Annotated in this window: 29 protein-coding genes, 1 pseudogene and 1 riboswitch; of the genes and pseudogenes, 23 read left to right on the top strand and 7 right to left on the bottom strand. The window is 69.0% G+C overall.

All coding sequences use genetic code 11. The features are described from left to right. Positions 1-75 precede the first annotated feature (75 nt). The gene (locus tag ncot_RS13930; RefSeq protein WP_206064974.1) at positions 76-465 is read left to right on the top strand and encodes a DUF5709 domain-containing protein; all 390 of its coding nucleotides are present in this window, start codon (positions 76-78) and stop codon (positions 463-465) included. A 4-nt stretch (positions 466-469) separates the two neighbouring features. Here ncot_RS13930 and ncot_RS13925 read toward each other — a convergent pair whose 3' ends face one another. Then, entirely contained in the window at positions 470-958 is a 489-nt protein-coding gene (locus ncot_RS13925) for a DUF6328 family protein (protein WP_168618153.1), read from the bottom strand. Positions 959-1,087: 129 nt separating this feature from the next. Here ncot_RS13925 and ncot_RS13920 point away from each other — a divergent pair, with 129 nt between their 5' ends. From ncot_RS13920 to ncot_RS13895, 6 genes are all read left to right on the top strand, one after another. After that, a complete protein-coding gene (locus ncot_RS13920; protein ID WP_168618152.1) occupies positions 1,088-1,633 on the top strand; it encodes a type 1 glutamine amidotransferase domain-containing protein in 546 nt (181 codons plus the stop codon). Beyond that, complete coding sequence (locus ncot_RS13915; protein WP_168618151.1) at positions 1,630-2,583, top strand: LLM class F420-dependent oxidoreductase; 954 nt, start codon at positions 1,630-1,632, stop codon at positions 2,581-2,583. Before ncot_RS13920 ends, ncot_RS13915 begins: the two co-directional genes overlap by 4 nt. A 43-nt stretch (positions 2,584-2,626) precedes the next feature. Further along, complete coding sequence (locus ncot_RS13910) at positions 2,627-3,373, top strand: GAF and ANTAR domain-containing protein (protein WP_168618150.1); 747 nt, start codon at positions 2,627-2,629, stop codon at positions 3,371-3,373. A 78-nt stretch (positions 3,374-3,451) separates the two neighbouring features. Continuing rightward, a complete protein-coding gene (locus ncot_RS13905) occupies positions 3,452-4,006 on the top strand; it encodes a hemerythrin domain-containing protein (protein WP_168618149.1) in 555 nt (184 codons plus the stop codon). Beyond that, entirely contained in the window at positions 4,003-4,443 is a 441-nt protein-coding gene (locus ncot_RS13900) for a hypothetical protein (RefSeq protein WP_168618148.1), read from the top strand. Before ncot_RS13905 ends, ncot_RS13900 begins: the two co-directional genes overlap by 4 nt. A 13-nt stretch (positions 4,444-4,456) precedes the next feature. Further along, positions 4,457-5,689, top strand: coding sequence for a divalent metal cation transporter (locus tag ncot_RS13895; protein WP_168618147.1), 1,233 nt, complete (start codon positions 4,457-4,459; stop codon positions 5,687-5,689). A gap of 6 nt (positions 5,690-5,695) precedes the next feature. Here ncot_RS13895 and ncot_RS13890 read toward each other — a convergent pair whose 3' ends face one another. Next, positions 5,696-6,379: a hypothetical protein gene (locus ncot_RS13890; protein ID WP_168618146.1), complete on the bottom strand. Its 684-nt coding sequence runs from the start codon at positions 6,377-6,379 to the stop codon at positions 5,696-5,698. Positions 6,380-6,528: 149 nt separating this feature from the next. Here ncot_RS13890 and ncot_RS13885 point away from each other — a divergent pair, with 149 nt between their 5' ends. Then, entirely contained in the window at positions 6,529-6,798 is a 270-nt protein-coding gene (locus ncot_RS13885) for a Rho termination factor N-terminal domain-containing protein (protein ID WP_168618145.1), read from the top strand. Positions 6,799-6,805: 7 nt separating this feature from the next. Here ncot_RS13885 and ncot_RS13880 read toward each other — a convergent pair whose 3' ends face one another. Beyond that, a complete protein-coding gene (locus tag ncot_RS13880) occupies positions 6,806-7,489 on the bottom strand; it encodes an HAD family hydrolase (RefSeq protein WP_168618144.1) in 684 nt (227 codons plus the stop codon). Between the two features lie 104 nt (positions 7,490-7,593). Here ncot_RS13880 and ncot_RS13875 point away from each other — a divergent pair, with 104 nt between their 5' ends. The 12 genes and pseudogenes from ncot_RS13875 (at position 7,594) to ncot_RS13820 (ending at position 18,138) form a co-directional block, all read left to right on the top strand. Beyond that, positions 7,594-7,890: a hypothetical protein gene (locus ncot_RS13875; protein ID WP_168618143.1), complete on the top strand. Its 297-nt coding sequence runs from the start codon at positions 7,594-7,596 to the stop codon at positions 7,888-7,890. A gap of 129 nt (positions 7,891-8,019) precedes the next feature. After that, positions 8,020-8,829, top strand: a complete 810-nt coding sequence (locus ncot_RS13870; protein ID WP_168618142.1) for a sigma-70 family RNA polymerase sigma factor — start codon at positions 8,020-8,022, stop codon at positions 8,827-8,829. Between the two features lie 188 nt (positions 8,830-9,017). Next, positions 9,018-10,355 carry a SpoIIE family protein phosphatase gene (locus ncot_RS13865; RefSeq protein WP_168618141.1) on the top strand — a complete coding sequence of 446 codons (1,338 nt, stop codon included), beginning with the start codon at positions 9,018-9,020 and terminating at the stop codon, positions 10,353-10,355. Between the two features lie 130 nt (positions 10,356-10,485). Then, complete coding sequence (locus ncot_RS13860; protein ID WP_168618140.1) at positions 10,486-11,484, top strand: DNA topoisomerase IB; 999 nt, start codon at positions 10,486-10,488, stop codon at positions 11,482-11,484. 48 nt (positions 11,485-11,532) lie between these two features. Further along, positions 11,533-12,201: a ribulose-phosphate 3-epimerase gene (rpe, locus tag ncot_RS13855; RefSeq protein ID WP_168618139.1), complete on the top strand. Its 669-nt coding sequence runs from the start codon at positions 11,533-11,535 to the stop codon at positions 12,199-12,201. 122 nt (positions 12,202-12,323) lie between these two features. Continuing rightward, positions 12,324-12,471: riboswitch (FMN riboswitch) on the top strand. Positions 12,472-12,624: 153 nt separating this feature from the next. Further along, a pseudogene (gene ribD, locus ncot_RS13850) lies at positions 12,625-13,623 on the top strand (bifunctional diaminohydroxyphosphoribosylaminopyrimidine deaminase/5-amino-6-(5-phosphoribosylamino)uracil reductase RibD); the annotation flags it as partial. 123 nt (positions 13,624-13,746) lie between these two features. Continuing rightward, complete coding sequence (locus ncot_RS13845) at positions 13,747-14,385, top strand: riboflavin synthase (RefSeq protein ID WP_168618138.1); 639 nt, start codon at positions 13,747-13,749, stop codon at positions 14,383-14,385. Beyond that, positions 14,378-15,637 carry a bifunctional 3,4-dihydroxy-2-butanone-4-phosphate synthase/GTP cyclohydrolase II gene (locus ncot_RS13840; protein WP_168618137.1) on the top strand — a complete coding sequence of 420 codons (1,260 nt, stop codon included), beginning with the start codon at positions 14,378-14,380 and terminating at the stop codon, positions 15,635-15,637. Before ncot_RS13845 ends, ncot_RS13840 begins: the two co-directional genes overlap by 8 nt. Continuing rightward, positions 15,634-16,104 carry a 6,7-dimethyl-8-ribityllumazine synthase gene (ribH, locus tag ncot_RS13835; RefSeq protein WP_168618136.1) on the top strand — a complete coding sequence of 157 codons (471 nt, stop codon included), beginning with the start codon at positions 15,634-15,636 and terminating at the stop codon, positions 16,102-16,104. Before ncot_RS13840 ends, ribH begins: the two co-directional genes overlap by 4 nt. Positions 16,105-16,592: 488 nt before the next feature. Next, positions 16,593-16,856, top strand: a complete 264-nt coding sequence (locus ncot_RS13830; protein WP_168618135.1) for a phosphoribosyl-ATP diphosphatase — start codon at positions 16,593-16,595, stop codon at positions 16,854-16,856. A gap of 9 nt (positions 16,857-16,865) precedes the next feature. Further along, positions 16,866-17,717, top strand: a complete 852-nt coding sequence (gene hisG, locus ncot_RS13825; RefSeq protein ID WP_168618134.1) for an ATP phosphoribosyltransferase — start codon at positions 16,866-16,868, stop codon at positions 17,715-17,717. Beyond that, positions 17,710-18,138 (top strand): PH domain-containing protein, encoded by a 429-nt coding sequence (locus ncot_RS13820; RefSeq protein ID WP_168618133.1) that lies wholly within the window; start codon positions 17,710-17,712, stop codon positions 18,136-18,138. Before hisG ends, ncot_RS13820 begins: the two co-directional genes overlap by 8 nt. Positions 18,139-18,160: 22 nt before the next feature. Here ncot_RS13820 and ncot_RS13815 read toward each other — a convergent pair whose 3' ends face one another. The 4 genes from ncot_RS13815 to ncot_RS13800 are packed head-to-tail and all read right to left on the bottom strand — an operon-like array spanning position 18,161 to position 21,354. After that, positions 18,161-19,069 carry an aldose 1-epimerase family protein gene (locus ncot_RS13815; RefSeq protein ID WP_168618132.1) on the bottom strand — a complete coding sequence of 303 codons (909 nt, stop codon included), beginning with the start codon at positions 19,067-19,069 and terminating at the stop codon, positions 18,161-18,163. Positions 19,070-19,074: 5 nt separating this feature from the next. Next, positions 19,075-19,680, bottom strand: coding sequence for a 4-amino-4-deoxy-L-arabinose transferase (locus ncot_RS13810; RefSeq protein ID WP_206064973.1), 606 nt, complete (start codon positions 19,678-19,680; stop codon positions 19,075-19,077). Position 19,681: 1 nt separating this feature from the next. Continuing rightward, positions 19,682-20,911 carry an amino acid deaminase/aldolase gene (locus ncot_RS13805; protein WP_240937906.1) on the bottom strand — a complete coding sequence of 410 codons (1,230 nt, stop codon included), beginning with the start codon at positions 20,909-20,911 and terminating at the stop codon, positions 19,682-19,684. Then, complete coding sequence (locus tag ncot_RS13800) at positions 20,911-21,354, bottom strand: cellulose synthase (RefSeq protein WP_168618131.1); 444 nt, start codon at positions 21,352-21,354, stop codon at positions 20,911-20,913. Before ncot_RS13800 ends, ncot_RS13805 begins: the two co-directional genes overlap by 1 nt. Positions 21,355-21,434: 80 nt before the next feature. Between ncot_RS13800 and ncot_RS13795 the strand changes: the two genes are divergently transcribed. From ncot_RS13795 to rpmI, 3 genes are all read left to right on the top strand, one after another. Next, a complete protein-coding gene (locus ncot_RS13795; RefSeq protein WP_168618130.1) occupies positions 21,435-22,088 on the top strand; it encodes an SseB family protein in 654 nt (217 codons plus the stop codon). Between the two features lie 228 nt (positions 22,089-22,316). Continuing rightward, positions 22,317-23,045, top strand: coding sequence for a translation initiation factor IF-3 (infC, locus tag ncot_RS13790; RefSeq protein ID WP_168618129.1), 729 nt, complete (start codon positions 22,317-22,319; stop codon positions 23,043-23,045). 49 nt (positions 23,046-23,094) lie between these two features. Beyond that, complete coding sequence (gene rpmI, locus ncot_RS13785) at positions 23,095-23,289, top strand: 50S ribosomal protein L35 (RefSeq protein WP_168618128.1); 195 nt, start codon at positions 23,095-23,097, stop codon at positions 23,287-23,289. Positions 23,290-23,293 lie beyond the last annotated feature (4 nt).

The raw sequence follows: 23,293 nt of genomic DNA, 5'->3' as shown, positions 1-23,293 counted from the left end.
TGCGGGATCGCGTTCATTCATGCCGGAGCGGTACCCAGTCGAGGCGGGCGCATGCCCGCAGAAGGAGGCGCTGTGATGAGCGGCGACCAGCTGCAACCCGAGGACACTCTGGACGACCGGGGTGTCGACGACATCCTGGACGAGGGAATCTCCCCTCCCGAGCGGCCGCGAGGAGTCACCGCCAAGGGCGTGACCGCGCGTGAGGAGCTCGAGGGCGAGACCATCGACGAACGGCTGGACCAAGAGGAGCCGGAGGTGTGGGCCGACGTCGAGGAGACCCGGGACGCCGACATCCTGGACGGCCCCGTCGGTGGCGAGGTGGGCACGGCCCGCGCCGGCCGCCTGGTGGCGCCTGACGAGGGCTCCGGGGAGGACGTCGACTCCGAGCTCGTCGCCGAGGACGAGGGCATCGACGGAGCCGGCGCCTCGGCCGAGGAGGCCGCGGTCCACGTGGTCGAGGAGTGAACGGCTAGCTGTCCGTCCGGGGCCCTTCCACGACGCGCGGCAGGACGGCCAGGACCGAGACGACCACGGCCGCCATGACCGCCCCGACGATGAGGGCAGCCGGGCGGTCCAGGACGACGTCGAAGACGAAGACCGCGATGCCGGTCACCAGGCAACCGATCAACACCATCACCACCTGGGCCAGACGGTGGCCGGCGTGCACGAGTCGCAGCTTCTGCTGCTGCTGGAACAACCGCCGGTGCAGGGCGATCGGCGCCAGCATGAGCGTCGTGCACAGGGTCGCGACCAGGACCAGCGCGAGGTAGAGCCCACGCTGCAGGTCGTCCAGGTCGCCGAACGCTGACTGGAACGGAAGGGTCAGCAGGAAGCCCCCGAGGATCTGCACACCGGTCTGCAGCACCCGGAACTCCTGGAGCAGCTCGTTCCAGTTGCGATCGGCACGCTCGCCGTCCGTCTCGTCGCGATCTGAGGTCGTCTCGTCTGCGTCGCTCACGCGGTCCTCCTCGTGGGTTGCGCTCCTGTACCCCTGCCGGTGCGGTTCATCCCCGGATCGGGGGAGTGTGCATGTCGTGGCGGTGGGTACCGGGCCCGCCCAGTTTCCCTCGGGAGGAGGTCGGAGCCCATGACCGACGCAACGACACGCAGGGTCGCCGTGATGGTGGCCGCCGAAGGCATTGAGCAGGTTGAGCTGACCGAGCCGTGGCAGGCCTTGGAGCAGGCTGGTTGGCAGCCCACATTGCTGGCTCCTGACGAAGGCACTGTGCAGGCCTACAACCACTTGGACCCCGGTGACACGTTCGACGTCGACGTCCGTGTCGCGGACGCGCAGCTGGCCGACTACGCCGCCCTCGTGCTGCCGGGCGGGGTCGCCAACGGCGACCAGCTGCGCACCGACGAGAAGGCCGTGGCGTTCACCCGGGACTTCATCAAGAGTGGCCGTCCCGTGGCAGCGATCTGCCACGCCATCTGGACGGTCGTGGAGGCCGGGGTCGACGGGCGACGGGTGACGTCGTGGCCGAGCCTGCAGACCGACGTGCGCAACGCCGGCGGCGAGTGGGTGGACCACGAGGTGGTGGTGGACGGCAACTTGGTCACCAGTCGCAAGCCCGATGACATCCCTGCCTTCAACCGAGCGCTGCTCGAGCAGCTCGAGGGCGCCCAGCGATGACCAAGTACGGATACTTCCTGTCCTGCGAGGAGTACGGCCCCGCCGAGCTGGTCGAGCAGGCGGTGCACGCGGAGGCGGCCGGCTTCGACAGCCTGTGGATCAGCGATCACTTCCATCCGTGGAACGACGAGCAGGGCGAGAGCCCGTTCGTGTGGTCGGTCATCGGCGCCCTCTCCCAGGCGTGTTCGCTTCCCGTCACCACGGCAGTGACGTGTCCCACGGTCCGGATCAGTCCGGTGGTGATCGCCCAGGCCGCGGCCACCAGTGCGGTCATGCTGGAGGGACGATTCACCCTCGGCCTCGGCAGTGGTGAAGCCCTGAACGAGCACATCCTCGGTGACGGGTGGCCGACGGCCGAGGTCCGCCAGGAGATGTTGGCGGAGGCCATCGACCTGATCCGCGAGCTGTGGGACGGCGGCTTCGTCAATCACCGTGGGCGGTACTACACGGCCGACACGGCGCGCATCTACACGCTCCCGGACGAGCCTCCTCCGATCTTCGTCTCCGGCTTCGGGCCGGAGGCCACCGACCTGGCTGCTCGAAAGGGCGACGGCTACATCACCACGTCGCCCGACACCGACCTGCTGCAGCGGTTCCGGAAGGGCTCGGGAGGCAAGCCCGCGCAGGCCGGCACCAAGGTCTCCTGGGCCGAGACCGAGCAGGAGGGAGTCGAGATCGCCCATCGCCTCTGGGGCACGAGCGGCCTGCCCGGAGAGCTCGCGCAGGTCCTGCCGTCGCCGCGCCACTTCGAGCAGGCCGCACAGCTCGTCACGCCGGAGCAGACGCGGGACAGCGTCGTGTGCGGCTCCGATCCCGAGCGCCACCGGGAGGCCCTGCGCCCCTTCGTGGAGGCAGGTTTCGAGGAGGTGTACGTCGCCAACATGGGTCCGCACTGGCGGCAGATGATCGACATGTACGCCGAGTCGGTGCTGCCGGTGCTGCGCGCCTGACACCCGGGGTGTGGATCGCATTCGTCGGCAGTAGTGTCGGGGCATGACCGAAGACACGTCGCGCGAAGCGCTCGCCGACACCGCGCCGTACTTCGCCGGGCTGAGCAAGCAGCTGATGTCGGACCAGGACGTCGTGGCGACGCTGGACCGCATCTGCGATCGGGCCCTCGAAGTGGTTCCGGCGGCCGACTTCTGCGCGATCACCGTCCGTCGCAGGAGGGGACGTCTGGAGACCTTGGCCTGGACCGACGAGGCCGCCCTGGACTGCGACCGTCTGCAGTATGCGCTGGAAGAGGGGCCGTGCATCAGCTCCGCCATCGAGGACGAGCCGTTCCTGGTCCGGTCCACGGGCCACGACGACCGTTGGCCGAAGTGGGGGCCCAGGGTCGCGGAGCACGGGGTCCACTCGTTGGTCAGTGTCCAGCTGTCCGCCGAGACGCTCGACCCGGACCGCGACCCGCTGGGTGCGATCAACCTCTACGCACGCAAGGTGGATGCCTTCGCCGCCGAGGATGTCGAGAGGGCCCTGGTCTTCGGCGTCCATGCCGCCAACGCCCTGTCGATGTCGCACCTGGTCTCCGGCCTCGCGGAAGCAGTCGAGAGTCGGCACCAGATCGGTGTCGCCCAAGGCCTGCTGATGAACCGTTACGGACTCGACCTGGACCAGGCGTTCGAGGCGCTCCAGCGCTTCTCGTCGAACAGCAACGTGAAGTTGCGCGACGTGGCCAGGCTGGTGATCGAGGCGGGTGAGCTGCCCGCCAACTACGAGGACGTCAGCAGCCAGACCTGACCCGCACGACCGTGCACGGATGCATTCCCACTCGCGGGGTACTGGCTCAGCGATTCCCGTCGAGCGAAGGAGAATGCCGTGTCCCAGGACGTGATCGACCTCATCATGCAGGACCACCGTGAGGTGGAGCGCATGTTCGAGCAGTTGAAGACCCAGCCGGACTCCAGAGCGGGCCTCACCCCCGTGCTGGTGACGCTCCTCGCGGCACACAGCCGTGCGGAGGAGGCCGAGGTCTATCCGGCAGCGCGTGACGAGGCCGGGGCCGCCGAGGACGTGGAGCACAGCCAGGAGGAGCACCTCCTGGCCGATCGGCTGCTCGCCGAGCTCTCGGAGTGTGATCCGACCAGCTCGGCGTACGACGCGAAGCTGGCGGAGGTCGTCGACGCCGTGACCCATCACGTCCAGGAGGAGGAGTCGACGGTCCTGCCGGACATGCGCACCGGTCTGGACGAGACGCGCCGCGCGGCACTGGGAGAGGCATTCCTGCGCAGCCGTCAGTCACACCTGGGTGACATGCCCCAGGACATCACCATGGAGGAGATGCGCCAGCAGGCGGCGAATGCCGACATCCCGGTGGGCGACCGCGACAAGCAGGCCCTCGAGTCCGAGCTGGACAAGCACGCGGACAAATGAACCTGAGCCGTCTCGCCGCCGGGCTGCTCCTCGGGTTCCTGGCGGCGGGATGCGTGCCCTCCACCCCGACCCCGTCGGACTGGACGGGGCAGGCGAGCCGCGCCCTCGACTCCGTGGCCGGCGAGGTCGCCACCGCCCGGATCGTGCTGCGCGAGCACCGGCAGGACGACCTGCTCGGCAAGGCGGCGGTGGTCATGCTGGTCGATGCCGAGGAGTCCCTCGGGAAGACCTCGGACGACCTCGCGTCGACGCAGGCTCCCCGGGGCCGTGCCCGGCAGTACGACAAGGTCACGTCGGAGATCGACGAGGCGTCGAGCCTGGTCACTGAGGCGCGCGCCGCAGCCGTCGCGAACGACGACACGTCCTTTCCGGACCTCGAGGCCAAGCTGCGCCGCGAGGAGAAGGACCTGAAGGACCTGGCCGGAGCCCTGCGATGAGGAAGGTCCTGCGATGAAGAAGTTCTTGGGCATCGCACTGGGGATCCTCACCGCCATCGGTGGTTTCGTCGACATCGGCGACCTCGTGACCAACGCCCAGGTGGGCGCACGGTTCGGGCTCTCCCTCGGTTGGGTGGTGGTGTTCGGAGTCGTCGGGATCTGCGTGTTCGCGGAGATGTCCGGTCGAGTCGCTGCGGTGAGCGGGCGGGCCACCTTCGACCTGATCCGGGAGCGACTCGGCCCACGCATGGCCCTGCTCAACCTCGTCGGCTCGCTCGGGGTCACCCTGCTGACCTTCATCGCCGAGATCGGAGGTGTGGCGCTCGCGCTCGCACTGGTCACCTCGGTCAGCCCCGTCCTGCTGGTGCCCTTCATCGGCCTGCTCGTGTGGGCCGTGCTGTGGAGAGCGCGCTTCTCGGTGCTGGAGAACGTGCTCGGTCTCCTGGGGCTTTGCCTGGTGGTCTTCACGGTTGCCCTGTGGCGCCTGGGCCCGGACTGGGCGAGCCTCACCCACCAGCTCGCCACCGTCGACAAGCCCGTCGACGAAACCTGGATGACCTGGGCCTACTACGCCGTGGCGCTCTTCGGTGCCGCGATGACGCCGTACGAGGTCTTCTTCTTCTCGTCGGGGGGCATCGAGGAGAAGTGGACGGAGAAGGACATCCCGCTGATGCGGGCCAACGTCTTCATCGGATTCCCCCTCGGCGGTCTCCTCTCGCTGTCCATCGCCGGAGCCGCATGGGTCGCCCTGGGGCCGGCCGGGATCACGGTCGGCACGCTCGGGCAGGTCGGCCTGCCGGTCGCCGTGGCGCTGGGCAAGATCGGCCTCGCGGTCGCCATCGTCGGCTTCGTGGCCGCGACGTTCGGTGCGGCGTGCGAGACCGGGCTGTCCGTCGGGTACTCGATCGCGCAGTACCGCGGGTGGCAGTGGGGGAAGTTCGTCCGGGTCAAGCAGGCCGCGAGGTTCCACCTGGTCCTGATCATGTCGACACTGCTCGGGGTCGGCGTCCTGCTCACCACGGTCGATCCCATCCTCGTGACCGAGGTCTCCGTGGTGTTCTCGGCCGTCGCCCTGCCGCTGACCTACTTCCCGATCCTCGTGGTCGCCAACGACCCTGACTACATGGGCCGGCACACCAACGGCAGGTTGGCGAACGCCATGGGCTCCGTCTACCTCGTGGTGGTCCTCATCGCCGCACTGCTGGCCATTCCGTTGATGGTGATCACCAGGATGGGGACCCTGTGAGCTCGGTCAGCCCGACGCGGTGAGACTCTCCAGCTCGCCCTGACACGTGATCGTCCCGCCTTGCCAGTCGATGTCGACCGCCGACAGGGCGACCTGCCCGGTGTGACGGTGCATCCAGCGGATGCACCGCCCCAGCAGGACAGGCCCCATCTGCGGCTGTCGGTCGTAGCCCAGCATGGTCCCGGGACGACCACGCCCCACGACGAGATGGGTGCAGGCAAGCTTGGTCGTGCGGCCTGTGCGCCGCGGTTCGAGGCGTACGTCGGTCACCCGGCCCAGCGACGTGCCGTCGCGCCGAACGTCCATCCCGAGGAGTCGGTCCATCGGGCGGGTGTGTCCCTCCGCGGGCTCGTCGGCGCGCACCAGGAGGCCCTCACGCGGCACCGAGAGACGCACACAGCTCTGCAGCTCGCGCACCTGACGGAGGTCTATGCGCCACGGCTGGTCCCGGTCGGCGTCCTCCACCCCGAGCCGGTGCCACAGCCGGAGCAGGGAGCGACCCAGGTGGCCCGAGAACCTGGGCAGCAGCACCGGGGCTCCCACGAGCAGCCCCGTGACGGCCAAGGAATGGTCGGCGTTCTCCGTCAGCTCGACGTCGTCGACCTTGCAGACCAGGAGACCGTCGACGTCCACGACCTGACGGTCCTGGAGGTGCAGGACCGCATCGAAGGGGCCTTCGAGCCTGTTCATGGAACCCGGTCGTCCTCTCGTTCCTCGGCGGGACTCGCCAGTACCCACGCCGCGGGGATCCAGACTGCCTCGGTGCGCGGGGCACGTGTGTCCTGTGACCGACTGGGTACCGCAGCCGCACCCGACCGGAACGAGAGGAAGTGGACAAGATGGCGAAGCGCACACCGGGGCCGAGCGTCAAGGATCCGGAGCTCTACGAGGAGATCCGTGATGACGGGGCCAGCAAGGAGAAGGCCGCTCGTATCGCGAACCAGGCCGCCAAGAGCTCGCGCTCCTCGGTGGGACGCAAGGGCGGCGAGTCCGGCTCCTACGAGGACTGGAAGGTTGCCGACCTCAAGGACAGGGCCCGGGAAATCGGGATCGAGGGACGCTCGAAGATGAACAAGGACGAGCTGGTCAAGGCGTTGCGCGACCACTGACCAGCGGTCACACCTGGAGGGGGCTGTCCGCGCGACGGTCGTAGAGGTCCTGCGGGTCGGCGTACACCCAGCTCGCCCCGGCCTCCCGAAGCACGGCCTCGTCGGTACCGCCGCAGCGCAGCGCGATGCACGGAAGGCCCCGGGCCTTGGCAGGCTGGGCATCCCACACCGAGTCGCCGAGGACGACGGCCCGAACGCTTTCGACGCGCTGCATCGCGGCGTCGATCAGGTCGGGTGCCGGTTTGCTCTGCTCCACCTCGGAGCCGGAGACGACATCACGTAGGAGCCCCCGCGCCTCCACCAGGGCCAACAGCGCCTCGGTCATCTCGGCGCCCCCGGAGGTGGCGACGACCAGCGCGTGGTGCTGTGCCAGCCACTCGAGCAACGGGGTGACCCCCGGAAGCTCGCGCACGTGCGGCAGCAGGGACATGAAGCGAGCGTCGTGCGCCTGGCGTACGTCGTCTCCCACCGCCCGTTCCGCGGAGTCTCCCGCGAGGTGGCTGACCATGCGATCACTGCCGAGCCCGATCGCCCGGTGCACGTCAGCAGCTGAGACCTGGAGCCCCACGTCGTGGAACGCTCCCTGCCAGGCGGCCACGTGTTGGTAGACGGAGTCGACCAACGTCCCGTCGACGTCGAGGACGACGGTGTCGATGGGTGGCTGCTCCTCGCCGGTGGAGGTCTCGCTCATGCGTCGGTGCGTCCTTTCCGTGGTGTTCCTCGTCCTCCTGCGATACCCAAAGGACTGGCCCTCATGCCTGCATACGGAGCCGAGCCAGTGGGTACGAACAAGCCATGGGCAGGAACCGAGAAGCGGTGCCGGGCAGTGGTCCGGGGTGGCCGGCGGTGGCCGCGGCCATGGTCGCGGGGTACGCGGTGCACGCGTGCGCCAGCCGGGCCGGCGTCCGCGGGCCCGGGAGTCGCGCCGAGCCCGCCGGCACGAGGTTGTCCGGGGTGCCCGGCACGCCCCTGTGGCGCAACGCCGAGCACGCGAGCTCGAGCTTCGCCCAGCAGTCGCAGCAGGCCGTGCGCGCCGCGGACGCGGCCATGTGCTCCGGTGTTGCTGACGCCCGGCCAAGCGAGAATGACTAGTCCTCATGGCCCGATCGGACTAGCCGTGACCGCCCAGGTGGGCTAGGTTCGAGGAACGGCAGAACTTCTTGCCAACCTCTCGCTGAAGACAACGGCGGGCATCGAGCGAATTCTTTTTCGGAGTACGCGATGACACCCGGTTCCTTTCCGTCCAGAGAACTTCCCCGTGAGCAACGCCGGCGCCTGACCGCCTGTCTGCTGCGACAAGCAGCACAGGCAGAGGACGACGAGCTGCGCGCCCATCTGCTCGAGGAGGTCGTGCTGGCCAACATCTGCGTCGCCCGCAGCATTGCCTCGCGCTATCGCTCCCGCGGGGTCGCGTCAGAAGATCTCGAGCAAGTGGCGAACGCCGCGCTCGTGCGAGCCGTCAACCAGTTCGACGGCGACCGTGCCAGCGACTTCCTGTCCTTCGCGGTGCCCAGCATCCGCGGCGAGCTCCGCCGCTACTTCCGTGACCACGGTTGGGTGGTTCGACCGCCGCGCCGGGTCCAGGAGCTGCAGTCCGAGGTCATCGAGGAACGCGATCGACACCAAGCCGGCGAGCGGCGAACCCCGACCGATGCCCAGATCGCGGAGCGGCTGGGAGTGCCGGAGGCGGACGTCACCGAGGCGCTGCGCGCCGAGGGATGCTTCACCCCCTCCTCGCTCGACGCACAGCTGTCGGAGCAGGGGGGCGCCACCGTCGGTGAGTCCCTCGCCGACTCGCACTCCGGCGAGGACAGCGACGCAGCGGAGGCTCGTGTCATGCTCCAGCCCGTCGTGCGCCAGTTGTCCTCGCGCGATCGTGAGCTCCTGCGTCTCAGGTTCTTCGAGGAGCTGACCCAGCAGGAGATCGCGAACGAGTTCGGCGTGACGCAGACCCAGGTCTCCCGTTTGCTCAGCCGGGTGCTGCGCGATCTTCGCTGCTCCCTCGAGGAGGGTCAGGGAACGCCCATCTGAGCACCCGTTTGACGATCGCCGGCGTGGTTACCTGATAGAACGGACCAAGACCCACAGATCTGCGGGAAATCATGGTGAACACGCCGACCGACGTTCAACTGCCGTCACGCCTGCCCATTCTCCCGGGCCTCGTGCTGTCGGGGCGCTATCTGCTCACCGTGTCGGAGCCGATCAATCGGGGAGACACCTTGGATGCCGTCCTCCTCCCTGACGGGCGGACGGCGCTGCTGGTCGCCGACGTGGTGGGCCACGGTGTGGGCGCGGTGGTGGCGATCGCCCAGGTCCGCGCCATCCTGCGGCAGAGGCTCTCGACCGGCGTGGGGCTGCTCGATGCCCTGCGTGACGCCGACCGTTACGCCGAGGAGTTCCCGGAGACCTGTGCCACGACCGTGTGCCTGGTGGCGCTCGACCAGGCCTCGGGCGAGGCCGAGTACGTCTGTGCGGGCCATCTGCCGCCGCTCTGGCTGAGCGCCGCCGGCCGGACGCAGGTGCTGCCGGGGCTCGGCAGTCGACCACTCGGCACGGGCGGAGACTTCCGGTCGGGGCGAGTGAGCATGGGACCCCGGGATGCGCTGGTCCTCTACACCGACGGCCTGAACGGCTCGCCCGGGCGTGACCTTCTCGAGGCGAGGCAGCTCCTCGTGCAGGTGGCCGCCCAGGCGTTCGCCCGGTCGCTGGACAGTCCGGCCCCTCCTGCGCAGCGCGCGGAGGACTTGTGCAGCCAGATCCTCGGGGAGGTCTCACCCCCCGACGGTGCCTTGGACGACGCTGTGCTGCTGGTGGCCCTCCGTGCGCCGCAGCCCGATGTCCTCCGCATCACCCTGCCGGCCGATCTTGCGGCCGTCTCCGAGGTCCGCACTTCCCTCAACGACTGGCTCGACGGTCTCGGTGCGGGGTTGCTCGACCACATAGGGCTCACGCACGCGGTGACTGAGCTGGTCGCCAACGCAGTGCAGCACGCCTACCCGCCAGGTTCCGACGGGGCCATGGTCCACGTGGTGGGCGCGCTCGACGAGGACGGTGCGGTTGCGGTCACTGTCTCCGATCGAGGCCAGTGGCTCGAGCGAGCGTCCGACGGACAAGGCCTGATGATGGCTGCCGGTCTCGCTGATTCCATGACGGTTCGTCGCGAGAGCCGGGGGACCAGCGTGGACCTCCGGTTCCTGCTGTCGCGCCCCGTGCACATGCTGCAGTCGGTGGCGATGAACGGGATGCCTCGCACCAACGACCCCGTGGCCGACCTCCACGCGGAGGCGTCCCCGGGCCTGCTCACCGCTGTGGGGCCCGTGGACGAGGTCTCCGTCGAACTGTTCCACGCCTCCATGGAGGAGGCCACCCGCTCCGGCACGGCTGACGCGGTCATCGACCTGAGCGGTGTGACCCACCTGTCCAGCCCCGGCGTGCAGTCGCTCTTCGAGTTCCTGGGGCGTGCGAAGCGGTCCGGCTCCTCGCTCAGCCTGGTCGCTCCGCCCGAGTCTCCCGCAGGGCAGATCCTCGACCTGGTGGGGCTCGAGAGCAGGGTATGAATCCTCGAACCGGGGGTACTTCCACGGCACGTCGAGGCCGGTTGCACCCGGCCTCGACGGCCAGGTCCAGCAGTGGGGCCCTCCCGTAGGTCGTGTGGGGGCCCCACGCTGGGTGTGAAGGAGGATCCCCGTGACGCGGTTGCGTCGGAGCTCCCCGACCGAGGCAGGTTGGACGCGGCGTCGTGCGGGTCGTGGATTCACCTACCTCGACTCCGACGGCGCCCGCCTCGCGCGGACCGACGCTGACCGTGCTCGAAGCCTGGCCATCCCTCCAGCCTGGCGGGAGGTCTGGATCTGTCCTCACGAGAACGGGCACCTCCAAGCGGTGGGCACGGACCGAGCGGGTCGGCGGCAGTACATCTACCACCAGGCATGGCAGACCCGGCGGGACGCCGAGAAGTTCGATCGGGCGCGGGCTCTGGGCCGAGCCCTGCCGAAGGTCAGGGACCACCTGGCGCGCGACCTGGCAGAGCCAGACCTGTCCGCAGCGAGGGCCTGTGCCCTTGCCGTCCGCCTCCTCGACGTCGGCTTCTTCAGGATCGGCAGCGACACCTACACGGATGAGCACGGGAGCTTCGGGCTGACCACCTTGGAGCGGAGCCACGTGCGGCTCGGTGCCGGCGCGGCGACCTTCTCCTTCAACGGGAAGTCCGACATCGAGCGCGAAGTGGTCGTCGACGACGCGCTCTGTCTCGCCACGATCCAGAAGTTGCGGCGACGGCGAGGCGGCTTCAGTGAGTTCCTTGCCTTCAAGGACGGACGTCGTTGGAGTCGGCTGGGTGCGGCGCAGGTGAACCAGTACCTCGGGGACGTCTCCGGGCTCGAGATCAGCGCCAAGGACTTCCGCACCTGGCACGGCACCGTCCGCGCTGCGGTCGCGTTGGCCGGGAGCGAGGAAGCGGGGGACAGCAAGGCCTCGCGCAAGCGCGCCGTCGGGGCTGCGATGGTCGAGGTGGGCGAGTTCCTGGGCAACACCCCGACCGTTGCCCGCACCTCGTACGTCGACCCGCGCGTCCTCGACCGCTTCGAGGAGGGCCGAACGGTCACTGTCCGCAGGTCAGCAGCAGGGTCACCATCGGTCGCCGACCAACAACGCATCGAGAGATCGGTCCTGCGCCTGCTGGCATGAGGGCCGGCGACCAGTGCCGGTTCCGACTCGCACAGTAAGGTCTGCGTCGTGGGAATCCAGATCACGCCAAGCATCCTCAACGCCGACCTCGCCGACCTCGCGAACGAGGTGCGCCGCATCGGCAGTGCCGACTGGGTGCACGTCGACGTGATGGACAATCACTTCGTCCCGAACCTGACCCTGGGACTACCGGTCATCGAGTCGCTGGCGAAGTCGACACAGCTGCCGATGGACGCGCACCTGATGATCGAGGACCCGGACCGCTGGGCACCGGCGTACGCCGAGGCCGGGTGCGGCTCGGTCACCTTCCACGTGGAGGCGGCGGCCGCGCCGGTCCGGCTGGCTCGTGAGATCCGTGGCCAAGGGGCCCGAGCGAGCATGGCCCTCAAGCCGGCCACTCCGATCGAGCCCTACGAGGACCTCCTCGCCGAGCTGGACATGCTGCTGATCATGACCGTCGAGCCGGGCTTCGGTGGCCAGAAGTTCCTGGACCTCTGCCTGCCCAAGATCCGTCGTGCCCGGGCAATGATGGACAAGCACGGCGTCGAGACCTGGCTCCAGGTCGACGGTGGGGTCTCGCTCGAGACCGTCGAGCGTTGTGCCGAGGCCGGTGCCGACGTGTTCGTGGCCGGCTCCGCGGTCTACTCCGCCGACGACCCCGACGCGATGGTCAACGAGCTGCGCGCCAAGGCTGAAGTCGCCGCCAACGCCGGTTGAGCCTGCCCCGGCGGTGAGCGCCGGCGCCGTGTCCCGAGGTCTGCGGCCCCGTCTCGCTGAGGGAGATGTCACGTCGGCCACCGGGGGAGCCTGTGGCAGGATGAGCATGTCGAGTTTTCAACTCGCGTGCTCTGGGGTCGGTGAAAATCCGAGCCGGCGGTGACTGGGTGAATCTGCCCAGAAGTCCGCGACCCGGTCACAGCCAGTGACCGGTTGACCAGGTGGGATTCCTGGACCGACGGTCAAAGTCCGGATGGGAAGTGCACGCAGCGGTTGACACTCTGCGGTCCCCCGCCGGTCGGGCAGGCTGCACGAGTTGACCCCCTGCAGATCGACCCGCACGGTGCCCCCGGAGTCCGCGACCGGACCGTGAGGGCCAGCAAGGTGACGATCAGCAACTTCTCCGCTGCCGAGCAGCGCGCGATGCTGCGTGCCCTCGAGCTGGCCGCGACGCCGGGCGTTCCGCTGGGACCGAATCCTCGGGTGGGTTGCGTGCTGCTCGCGGATGACGGCTCGGAGGTCGCCGAGGGATTCCATCGCGGTGCCGGCACGCCGCACGCCGAGGCCGCCGCCCTCACGGAGGCCGCGGCCGGCATCGGCGGCGAGCCACGTGGGCTCGGGTCCTTGGCTCGCGGCACCACGGCCGTGGTCACCCTCGAGCCGTGCAACCACACCGGCCGGACCGGGCCGTGCGCGCAGGCCCTGATCGATGCCGGCGTACGACGTGTGGTCTTCGCCCAGGCCGACCCGAACCAGGTCGCAGCCGGGGGAGCGGAGACCCTCCGCTCGGCTGGCATCGAGGTCGCCCGAGGACTCTTCGAGACGGAGGCGCGTCGGCTCAACCGGGCGTGGACCTTTGCCGTCGAGCACGAACGTCCCTTCGTCACCTGGAAGTTCGCCACCACCCTGGACGGCCGCAGTGCGGCCGCTGACGGAACCAGTCGCTGGGTCTCCTCCCGGCCGTCGCGACTGGACACGCATCGACTGCGCGGTGAGTGCGACGTGATGATGGTCGGCTCCAGCACCGTCGAGGTGGACGACCCCGAGCTCACGGTGCGTGACGAGGTCGACGAACCCGTCGACACGCAGCCGCTGAGAGTGGTGATGGGGATGCGTGACCTGCCCGACACCAAGCGGGTCTTCAACGACAGGGCGGAGACCCTGCGCCTGCGCACCCGAGACCCTCTCGAGGCACTGGGCCACCTGCACGCGCTCGGTCGTCGACACGTGTTCCTCGAAGGAGGACCGACGCTGGCGGCCGCCTTCCTGGAAGCCGGCCTGGTCGACGAGGTGGTCGCCTACGTCGCGCCCATGCTCCTCGGCTCCGGACGCAACGCGGTCGCTGACCTCGGAATCGCGACGATCTCCGAGGCGTTGCACTTCGCGATCGTCGACGTCACCGTCCTCGGCACCGGGCCCGAGACCAACGTCCGCCTGACCATGTCCTTGCCCGCTCCGGTGCTTGAGCAGACCCCGGTGGTTGAGGAGCGAGCGCCAGCGAGCGTCTCGAAACCACCCACCCGGTACACCACGGAGGAGACCTGAATGTTCACCGGAATCGTCGAGGAACTCGGCACCATCGAGGCGATCGAGCCCCAAGGTGACGCGATCCGCCTGTCCATCCGCTCCGAGCTGGTCCTCGAGGGCACCGGCCTGGGTGACTCGATCGCCGTCAACGGTTGCTGTCTCACGGTCACCTCGATCCAACCCTCCGGGACCTGGACCGCAGACGTCATGCAGGAGACCCTCGACAAGACCTCCCTGCTCGGCTCGCGGCCGGGCGACAAGGTCAATCTGGAGCGCGCCGTCACCGTCGACAAGCGGCTGGGCGGCCACATCGTCCAGGGCCACGTCGACGGCGTCGGCACCGTCACCAACCGCACTCCCAGCGAGCACTGGGAGCTGGTCGAGATCACGATGCCCGACGGCATGGGGCGCTATCTCGTCGACAAGGGGTCCATCACCGTCGACGGCATCTCCCTGACCGTCGTGGAGACCCGCGGCGACACGTTCACGATCAGCCTCATCCCCGAGACCCTCGCGCGGACGACGCTCGGCTTCCGGGCGCCCGGTGACCGGGTCAACCTCGAGGCCGATGTCATCGCCAAGCACGTCGAGAAGCTGCTGGCCAGTGGCTACATCAACCAAGGAGACAGCACCAATGAAGGAGCAGGGCATGAGTGAGGCCCACGACCGCGTCCGGCTGGACAGCGTCGAGGACGCCATCGCCGACATCGCCGCGGGCAAGGCAGTCGTCGTGGTCGACGACGAGACCCGGGAGAACGAGGGCGACATCATCTTCGCGGCCAGCAAGGCGACCCCGGAGCTGATGGCGTTCACCATTCGCCACTCCAGCGGCGTGATCTGCGTGCCGATGCCCGCGGCGATGCTCGACCGGCTCGAGATCCCGCTGATGACGCCGCACAACAAGGACAAGCTGCGCACGGCGTACACGATCTCGGTGGATGCCCGTGACGGCGTCTCCACCGGGATCTCCGCCGCCGACCGGGCGCACACTGCGCGGGTCCTGGCCGACTCCGCGACCGAGCCGTGGGAGATCACCCGACCCGGCCACGTCTTCCCGTTGCGCTATCGCGAGGGCGGCACCTTGGTCCGGCGCGGCCACACGGAGGCAGCCGTGGACCTGGCCAAGCTGGCCGGGCTCACGCCGGCCGGTGTGCTGGTCGAGGTGGTCAACGACGACGGCACGATGAAGCGCGCGCCCGAGCTGCGTGCCTTCGCCGACGAGCACGGCCTGAAGATGATCTCGATCGAGGACCTGGTCCGCCACCGCCGACGCACCGAGGTGTTGGTCGAGCGGGTCGCCGAGACCAGGTTGCCGACGAAGTACGGCGACTTCACCGCGTTCGGCTACAAGATCACCATCGACGACAGCGAGCACATCGCGCTGGTCCACGGCGACGTGAGCGGCGACGAGGCCGTGCTCACCCGTGTGCACTCCGAGTGCCTGACCGGCGACGTCTTCGGCAGCCACCGCTGCGACTGCGGCCCCCAGCTCGACGAGGCCCTCGAGGCCGTCGTCGCCGAGGGCCGCGGCATCGTGATCTACCTGCGTGGGCACGAGGGGCGCGGCATCGGCCTCGTCGCCAAGCTGCAGGCTTACCAGCTGCAGGACGGCGGGCGGGACACCGTCGACGCCAACCTGGACCTGGGCCTGCCCGCAGACGCCCGCCACTACGGGACGGCGACCCAGATCCTGCGCGATCTCGGCGTCGGATCGGTCCGCCTGATGACGAACAACCCCGACAAGGTGAACAACCTCGAGGACTTCGGGATCGCGGTCGCGGAGCGGGTGCCGCTGACCCCCCACCCCAACGACCACAACCTCGCCTACCTGATGACCAAGCGCGACCGGATGGGGCACCAGCTGCCCGACCTCGAGGCGAAGCCCGACCTGGAAGGACAGTCACGATGAGTGGTGCAGGAGCCCCCGACCAGCAGGCCACGGACTGTCACGACCTGCGGGTGGTCGTGGTGGCCTCCAGCTGGCACGAGGAGGTCATGGACGGCCTGGTGGCCGGGGCCGTTCGGGCACTCGAGGCCCACCAGGTGGTCGACTCGTCGGTGATCCGGGTGCCCGGTGCCTTCGAGCTGCCCGTGGTGGCGAACGCACTGGCACCGCACCATGACGCGGTGATCGCGCTCGGCGTGGTGATCCGGGGCGGCACACCCCACTTCGACTACGTCTGCAATGCCGCGACCGACGGGCTCTCCCGGGTCGCGCTCGACCACGGCACCCCCATCGGCTTCGGGCTGCTCACCTGCGACACCGACGAACAGGCCCTCGATCGTGCCGGTCTGCCGGGTTCGAGCGAGGACAAGGGCTGGGAGGCCACAGCCGCCGCCCTGGCCACTGCCCGGATCCTCGAGCAGCACAGCTGACGGGGGTGGTTTCGAGACGGTCGCTGGCGCTCCCTCCTCAACCACCGGGAGCAGCACAGCTGACGGGGGTGGTTTCGAGACGGTCGCTGGCGCTCCCTCCTCAACCACCGGGAGCAGTACAGCTGACGGGGGTGGTTTCGAGACGGTCGCTGGCGCTCCCTCCTCAACCACCGGGAGCAGCACAGCTGACGGGGGTGGTTTCGAGACGGTCGCTGGCGCTCCCTCCTCAACCACCGGGAGCAGCACAGCTGACGGGGGTGGTTTCGAGACGGTCGCTGGCGCTCCCTCCTCAACCACCGGGAGCAGCACAGCTGACGGGGGTGGTTTCGAGACGGTCGCTGGCGCTCCCTCCTCAACCACCGAAAAGATGATTCGGTGGTCGAGTGTCGCGAGGAACGAGCGATGTATCGAGACCTGCGCGACCGCAGAGTGACGGTGGTTGAGACCGGCGCCGACCGCGGTCGCCGTACGCCGTAGGCTTGGTGCCCGTGAAGACGTTCGAGGAACTCTGGGCCGAGCTCAACGAGAAGGCCCAGACCCGACCCGAGGGATCCGGCACGGTGCGCGAGCTCGACGCCGGCGTCCATACCATCGGCAAGAAGCTGGTGGAGGAAGCCGCGGAGTCCTGGATGGCTGCCGAGCACGAGGGCAAGGACGCCACGGCTGAGGAGATCAGTCAGCTGCTGTACCACGCACAGGTGCTGATGATCGCCACTGGTATCACCCTGGACGACGTCTACGCACACCTCTGAGGACTCCTCATGACCAAGCTTCTCCGGATCGCCGTGCCCAACAAGGGCTCGCTGTCCCAGTCCGCCACCGAGATCCTGCGCGAGGCGGGCTACCGCCAACGCAGTGACTCCAAGGAACTCGCGCTGGTCGATGCCGACAACGGCGTCGAGTTCTTCTACCTGCGCCCCCGCGACATCGCGTTGTACGTCGGTGAGGGCACGCTCGACCTCGGCATCACCGGTCGCGACCTGTTGCTCGACTCCGGGGCGAGCGCCGACGAGGTCCGGGGACTCGGCTTCGGCCGCTCGAAGTTCTGGTTCGCGGGCCCCTCCGGACGTTTCTCCGACATCGCCGAGCTCGAGGGCAAGCGCATCGCCACGTCGTACGTCGGGGTGGTGCAGCAGTTCCTCGACCGTCGCGGCATCGCGGCCACGGTCACCCGGCTCGACGGTGCCGTCGAGACCAGCATCCAGCTGGGCGTCGCCGACGCGATCGCCGACGTGGTCGAGACCGGCAGCACCCTGCGTGCCGCCGGACTCGCGACCTTCGGTGACGTGGTGCTCGAGTCCGAGGGGGTGCTGATCTCGCGCAACGGTGAGCGCCCCGCCGGCTTCGAGGTCTTCCTGCGCCGCCTGCAGGGCGTGCTGGTGGCCCGCTCCTACGTGATGATGGACTACGACATCCGCAGCGAGAGCGTGTCGAAGGCCGTGGACCTGACTCCCGGCATCGAGAGCCCCACCGTCTCGCCGTTGCATCGGGAAGGGTGGGTCGCGGTGCGTGCCATGGTTCCCCGCGACGGTGCCCAGAAGCTGATGGACCAGCTCTACGACATCGGTGCCCGCGGCATCCTGCTCACCGACATCCACGCCTGCCGTGTCTGAGCTCGAGCTGCCCCACACCTACCGCCCCCTCGGCGTCCGGATGGCCGGCATCGCCGGGGGAGTGATCGTGCTGGTGGCCGTGGTCGCGGCGTGGCTTCTGCTCTCGCCGGAGATCCGGGCCACGTTCACCCTGATCGAGCGCATCCTTGCCCTGCTGCTCGGCGCGATGATGGCAGCGTGCGTCCATGCGCTGGTGCGTGCCAAGGTGGTGGTCACCGAGCGAGGCCTCACCATCGTCAACGGCTACCGCACCCATGAGTTCGAGTGGGCGCAGGTGGTGGCCATCCACATGCCCACGGGCGCACCTTGGGCGACCCTCGACCTCTCCGACGGCACCACCTGCTCGGTGCTGGCGCTGCAGTCCACCGACGGCGACCGGGCCGTCCGGGCGATCCGCCAGATCCGCACACTGCTCCGCTGAGCCGGTCCCCGGCGCCTGCGTCCTAGCGGACTCGGATCCCCCAGGACACGGAGTGCTCGCCACCATGGGGAGCGAGGATGATGAGGTCCTCGCCGCTGCGGAACGCGTTGGCCTGCGCCGTCATCGGCTCGACCGCCAACGATCGTCGTGCCGTCGGCCCGGCGTCGTCCGCGGAGTAGACCTGCAACCATCGGACGTTCTGGTCGACCCACATCACGACGCCACGTTCGCGGCCCTGCACCACGACCTCCGCATGGCCGTCCTCGTCCCGTTCGAGATCGGTGAACGCGTCGTTCAGGGACGTGCGGGCGATCGGCCGGGCGACGCGGAAGTCGAAGTCGGTGCCGGCGACGTCTGCCGAGCCGATCGGCAGCAGCCGTTCGGGGGTGACGAGTGACCTGCGGGACGCGGGCAGGGTGAGCTCCCAGTCGTCGACCGGTCCGTCACCGACGGTGAGGTAGGGATGCGCGCCGGAGGCGTAGGGCGCCGGCGAGTCGGACATGTTCGTGGCGGTCTGCGTGACGGTGAGCCCGTCAGCCGACAGGTCGTAGAGAACGTGCAGGTCCACGGTCCACGGGTATCCCTTCTGGGCCATCACCCGCAGGACCAGCGACACCGAGTTGGCGGTGTGCTCCTCCACCGTCCAGGCGGCCCACCTGGCCAACCCGTGCGATGCGTTGTGCCGGGCGGGTTCGGTGAGTGCCAGCTGGTGGTCACGGCCGCCGAAGGAGTACTGACCGTCCTCGATCCGGTTCGGCCACGGCATCAGCAGCTGGCCGCGCCCGCCGGAGGCCATCTCGTCCTCGGCGAAACCGTCGATCAGCGACTGGCCGTCGTGGGACAGGTGTCGCAGGGCAGCACCGCTCTCGGTGACCACCGCGCGGTGTCCCGCGGCACGGATCTCGAACTGTTCTCCCGACGGTGCAACCATGCCTCTCACCCTAGGGGTGGCAGCGGTCTGTTCCCGTCCACCGCCAGGTCAGCGGACTCGCGGACCCGGTGCTCGGCGAAGAACCTGGCCTCGTCCGCCAAGAAGGCGTCCCACCTGGCTCGCTGGGCGGGCTCGTCCCAGACCGCCGCATCCTGCTCGTAGCGGTCGCGGTCGCGGGCCAGGCCTCGTCGCAACCGCAGCTCGTCGGGAGCCGCGACCCAGACCAGAGTCGAGCGGTACGGCGCGAGTGCCAGGTCGCCGGAGCCGACGCCCTCGAGCACCAGCAGGTCGCTCGGCGGCACCACGTGCAGCTCGGCGAAGCGGTCGAGGTGCCAGTCGAATCGTCGGAAGAGGCCCGGCTCTCCCGCGGCCAGGGGTGCGATCACCTGGTCGCGCAGTCGGGGACCGAGGTCATCGTTGAGCCCGCTCCACCCTTCGTACATGTCGTCCATGTGCAGCAACACGGCGCCCGGCACGGCTTCCGCGAGGGCTGTCGCGAGCGTCGTCTTGCCGGAGCCGGCGGGGCCGTCGATGCAGATCAACCGCCCACCCGCCAGCCGTCCGTCCGCGGAGCGGGCGTGGTCGAGCACGTCCGCGACGACCTCGTCCATGTCAGAAGGAGTTGCCGGTGCCGCGGTAGGACGGCACCTCGTCGACGATCTCCGCGCCGGAGAGCAGGTGCACGCTGTTGGTGTGCTCGAAGAGCTCCCCGGACTTGGCGTGGCGGAACCACACGAGGTCGCCCACCTTCAACGTCGAGGCCGGGTGGCCGGTGAGCGGTGTCTGCACCTCGCCGGCACCCTCGACGCCGCTCAGGTGCAGTCCGGGCGGAGCCCAGGGGATCGGCGCCCGGTCCGCGCCGACCGGCCCGGACGCGATGAACCCGCCACCGGCCACGGTCACCACGGACGGCGAGGGACGGCGTACGACGGGGACCGCGAAGAAGGCCGCCGGCCGCGGCCGGAACGCCTGGTAGTTGTCGAACAGGCCGGGCACGAGCAGCCCCGAGCCGGCCGCGACCTCGGTGACCACGGGGTCGGACGCCGAGGACTCCACCGAGCCGGAGCCGCCGGCGTTCCAGAACTCCAACGGAGCAACCTGGCGCAACGCCGCCTCGATCGCGTGGCGGCGGACCTTCAGCTGCTCGACCGACGCTGCCTTGAGACGACGCACGATCATCGACTTCGCGCGTTGGCCCGGAACGTCATCGGGCACGCCGGCCACCTGGCCCTCGTAGGTCATCACACCGACCAAGGTGAAACCGGGACGCTGCACGACGGCGCGGGCCAGGTCCACGACCGCGGACGTGTCATGGAGGGGAGAGCGCTTGGGTCCGACGTGCTGCCCGCTCACCCGCAGGCCGGCGTCGACGTCGATCGCGATCCGGATGGACACGGCCTTGGACGAACGCACCGAGTCGATCACCTCGAGATGGTCGACCGAGTCGATCATCAGGGTGATCGACGATGCGGCCGAAGGAGACGCGACCAAGGTCGAGAGCGAGCCTCGATCGACGCTCGGGTAGCCCATCACGATGTCGTCGGTGATGAGCTGGTCGTGCAACCACAGTGCCTCTCTCAACGAGTAGGCCAGCACCCCGTGGAAGCCCGGCCTGCTGAGTGCCCGCTGCAACAGGGCCGGCACACGGAGGGACTTCGAGGCCACCCGCAGGGGAGTGCCGTTCGCCCGCCGGACCAGGTCAGCGGCGTTGGCGTCGAAGGCATCGAGGTCGACCAGCATGGCAGGGGTGCGCAGGGGTGCGGGCAGGGCGGCGACCGCGGCATCGAGACGCGCGCGCAACCGGTTGCGGACAATGTTGCCCAGCATCTCCTCGGTTCCCATCAGCTGATGCCGCGTTTCTTGAGGATCGCCTCGATGTCGGAGAGGTCGTCGTCGATGACCGGCCCGCCCTTCGAGGACGGGGGAGGCAGCTGCTTGCGCGCCCTCCTGGACTTCCGCGAGGCGGGCCGTTCGTCCGTCTCCCCGGCCGTCCGACCGCCCATGCGGCCGGAGACACCGAAGAGCACGACGGAGAGCACGAAGAGTCCCAGCCCGACCCACACGAACGGGCTGAACACGAAGCCCGTGGCCCAGTCGGCCACCGCCGAGCCGATCTCACCGGCCATCTCGAGGGTCCCGGTGAAGTAGGCGGCGAACGGGAGCAGGGTGATTCCCGCGCCGCGGACACCGGAGGCCACCCCCCGATTGCGGGCGGCGTACCACGTCCACAGCCCTCCGCACACGGTCAGCGCCAAGGCCAGGGCCAGCCAGCTCACATCGGACATGTCCTCAGCATTTCACATCGACGGTCGGGATGGCTGCCGAGACCGGGGACAACCGCGATGTGGCCTAGGCTGGGTGGACCATGAGCAACCCGCATCCGGATCGATTCGCCGGCGCCCGCCTGCTCGAGTCCTCCTTCCCGAACGACGACGGCAGCCAGTTCCCGGAGGTCGCTGCCGGGTTGTCGGCCTATGCCCAGGACCCCCGGGCGTACGCCGCCGCGCTGGCCACGGTGCAGTCCTCGCGGCTGATGGTGCCGGTCGTGGCGGTGCTCGGAGAGGTCGAGTACGACGACAACGGACTGGCCCACGACAAGTCCAGCGACATGGCGGCCGTCCTGATGCAGGGAGCCGACGGACGGATGGCCCTGCTCGCCTTCACCGGCACCGACCAGCTGAACGCGTGGAACGCCGAGGCCCGGCCGGTGGCGGTGCCCGCGCCGGCGGCGGCCCAGTCCGCGATCCAGGAGAAGGCACAAGCGCTGGTGATCGACATCGCCGGGCCGGTCACGTTCGTGGTGCAGGGCGACGACCTGCTCGGACTGGCCAGCGGGTGGCAGCTGGTCGAGGTCGACGGGCAGTCGGCGTGGCTCCGTCCGGAGCCCCACGGCCAGGCGGCCGCGGACCGGGCGCGGTCGGACGGGACGCGATCCGACCAGAGGAGATCCAGCCCGACAGGATCCGACCAGGGAGGATCCAACCAGACGGATTTGGGGCAGGGGCCCGCGAGCGAGTAGTCTGTCCCTCGACCGATCCGAACTGCCACGACCCAGTGGTGGGAGGGATCAATCAAGCGGAGGTTTCGACTTCTCACCCGCATCGACCGCCAGGTCGTCGGGTCCGGTCCGCAGATCCCGATCTGTGCGGCGTACGCCGTTGCTCGAATCGTGGAGAAGCGTGGTGCATCCGTGCATCTGGAGACTGGCTTCCGCTTGTGATGAGCGGAAGCCTTTTTTCGTTTGCAGGTGGATTGTTTCCGAAGCTTTGCACCATCGTTCCCAGGAGGACACATCAGCACAGAGCTGCGCATCAACGATCGGATCCGGGTTCCCGAGGTTCGCCTCGTTGGGCCCAATGGCGAGACCGTCGGCATCGTGCCGACCGGCGACGCGCTGCGCCTTGCCCAGGAAGCCGACCTCGACCTCGTCGAGATCGCCCCGCAGGGAAAGCCGCCCGTCTGCAAGCTCATGGACTACGGCAAGTTCAAGTACGAGAACGCCCAGAAGGCCCGTGAAGCCCGTCGCAATCAGTCGAACGTCATCATCAAGGAGATGAAGCTTCGGCCGAAGATCGACGCGCACGACTACGAGACCAAGAAGGGTCACGTCGTCCGCTTCCTGAAGGCCGGCGACAAGGTCAAGATCACGATCATGTTCCGTGGCCGCGAGCAGCACCGTCCCGAGCTGGGCTTCCGGTTGCTGCAGCGCCTCGCGGAGGACGTCGAGGAGCTGGGCTTCGTCGAGAGCTCGCCCAAGCAGGACGGCCGCAACATGATCATGGTGCTGGGTCCGCACCGCAAGAAGGCTGACGCCAAGGTCGAGATGCTCGCCGAGAAGGAGAGCAAGGCCGCCGAGCGCGACGCGGCCGAGGCGCAGGACGCAGACTTCCGCAAGGCCTCCGCCGGCAAGAAGCCCGTGGCCCAGAAGAAGGAGCGCAAGCGCTCCGAGAATCTCGACCCCGAGATCGACGCCTGATCCAGGCCATCCCGCACGTTCAGTTGTTCCAGAGATAGAGAGCAGAGAGATGCCGAAGAACAAGACGCACTCCGGTGCCAAGAAGCGCTTCCGCGTGACCGGCTCCGGCAAGATCCTTCGCGAGAAGGCCGGCAAGCGCCACAACCTCGAGAAGAAGCCGTCCAAGGTGACGCGCCGCATGACCGGCACGGTCGAGTTGGCCAAGGCCGACCAGGCGCGCGCCAAGAAGATGCTTGGTCTCTGAGACC

The sequence above is a fragment of the Nocardioides sp. JQ2195 genome, from assembly GCF_012272695.1.
GTDB lineage: Bacteria > Actinomycetota > Actinomycetes > Propionibacteriales > Nocardioidaceae > Nocardioides.
The sequence above is the reverse complement of the archived record's forward strand: the minus strand, read 5'-3'. Positions and strand labels throughout refer to the sequence as shown.

Coding starts and splice junctions, on each gene's coding strand:
- ncot_RS13930 (WP_206064974.1), top strand. CDS start 76: ATGAGCGGCGACCAGCTGCAACCCGAGGACACTCTGGACGACCGGGGT.
- ncot_RS13920 (WP_168618152.1), top strand. CDS start 1,088: ATGACCGACGCAACGACACGCAGGGTCGCCGTGATGGTGGCCGCCGAA.
- ncot_RS13915 (WP_168618151.1), top strand. CDS start 1,630: ATGACCAAGTACGGATACTTCCTGTCCTGCGAGGAGTACGGCCCCGCC.
- ncot_RS13910 (WP_168618150.1), top strand. CDS start 2,627: ATGACCGAAGACACGTCGCGCGAAGCGCTCGCCGACACCGCGCCGTAC.
- ncot_RS13900 (WP_168618148.1), top strand. CDS start 4,003: ATGAACCTGAGCCGTCTCGCCGCCGGGCTGCTCCTCGGGTTCCTGGCG.
- ncot_RS13895 (WP_168618147.1), top strand. CDS start 4,457: ATGAAGAAGTTCTTGGGCATCGCACTGGGGATCCTCACCGCCATCGGT.
- ncot_RS13890 (WP_168618146.1), bottom strand. CDS start 6,379: ATGAACAGGCTCGAAGGCCCCTTCGATGCGGTCCTGCACCTCCAGGAC.
- ncot_RS13885 (WP_168618145.1), top strand. CDS start 6,529: ATGGCGAAGCGCACACCGGGGCCGAGCGTCAAGGATCCGGAGCTCTAC.
- ncot_RS13880 (WP_168618144.1), bottom strand. CDS start 7,489: ATGAGCGAGACCTCCACCGGCGAGGAGCAGCCACCCATCGACACCGTC.
- ncot_RS13875 (WP_168618143.1), top strand. CDS start 7,594: ATGGGCAGGAACCGAGAAGCGGTGCCGGGCAGTGGTCCGGGGTGGCCG.
- ncot_RS13870 (WP_168618142.1), top strand. CDS start 8,020: ATGACACCCGGTTCCTTTCCGTCCAGAGAACTTCCCCGTGAGCAACGC.
- ncot_RS13845 (WP_168618138.1), top strand. CDS start 13,747: ATGTTCACCGGAATCGTCGAGGAACTCGGCACCATCGAGGCGATCGAG.
- ncot_RS13840 (WP_168618137.1), top strand. CDS start 14,378: ATGAGTGAGGCCCACGACCGCGTCCGGCTGGACAGCGTCGAGGACGCC.
- ribH (WP_168618136.1), top strand. CDS start 15,634: ATGAGTGGTGCAGGAGCCCCCGACCAGCAGGCCACGGACTGTCACGAC.
- hisG (WP_168618134.1), top strand. CDS start 16,866: ATGACCAAGCTTCTCCGGATCGCCGTGCCCAACAAGGGCTCGCTGTCC.
- ncot_RS13815 (WP_168618132.1), bottom strand. CDS start 19,069: ATGGTTGCACCGTCGGGAGAACAGTTCGAGATCCGTGCCGCGGGACAC.
- ncot_RS13810 (WP_206064973.1), bottom strand. CDS start 19,680: ATGGACGAGGTCGTCGCGGACGTGCTCGACCACGCCCGCTCCGCGGAC.
- ncot_RS13805 (WP_240937906.1), bottom strand. CDS start 20,911: ATGGGAACCGAGGAGATGCTGGGCAACATTGTCCGCAACCGGTTGCGC.
- ncot_RS13800 (WP_168618131.1), bottom strand. CDS start 21,354: ATGTCCGATGTGAGCTGGCTGGCCCTGGCCTTGGCGCTGACCGTGTGC.
- ncot_RS13795 (WP_168618130.1), top strand. CDS start 21,435: ATGAGCAACCCGCATCCGGATCGATTCGCCGGCGCCCGCCTGCTCGAG.
- rpmI (WP_168618128.1), top strand. CDS start 23,095: ATGCCGAAGAACAAGACGCACTCCGGTGCCAAGAAGCGCTTCCGCGTG.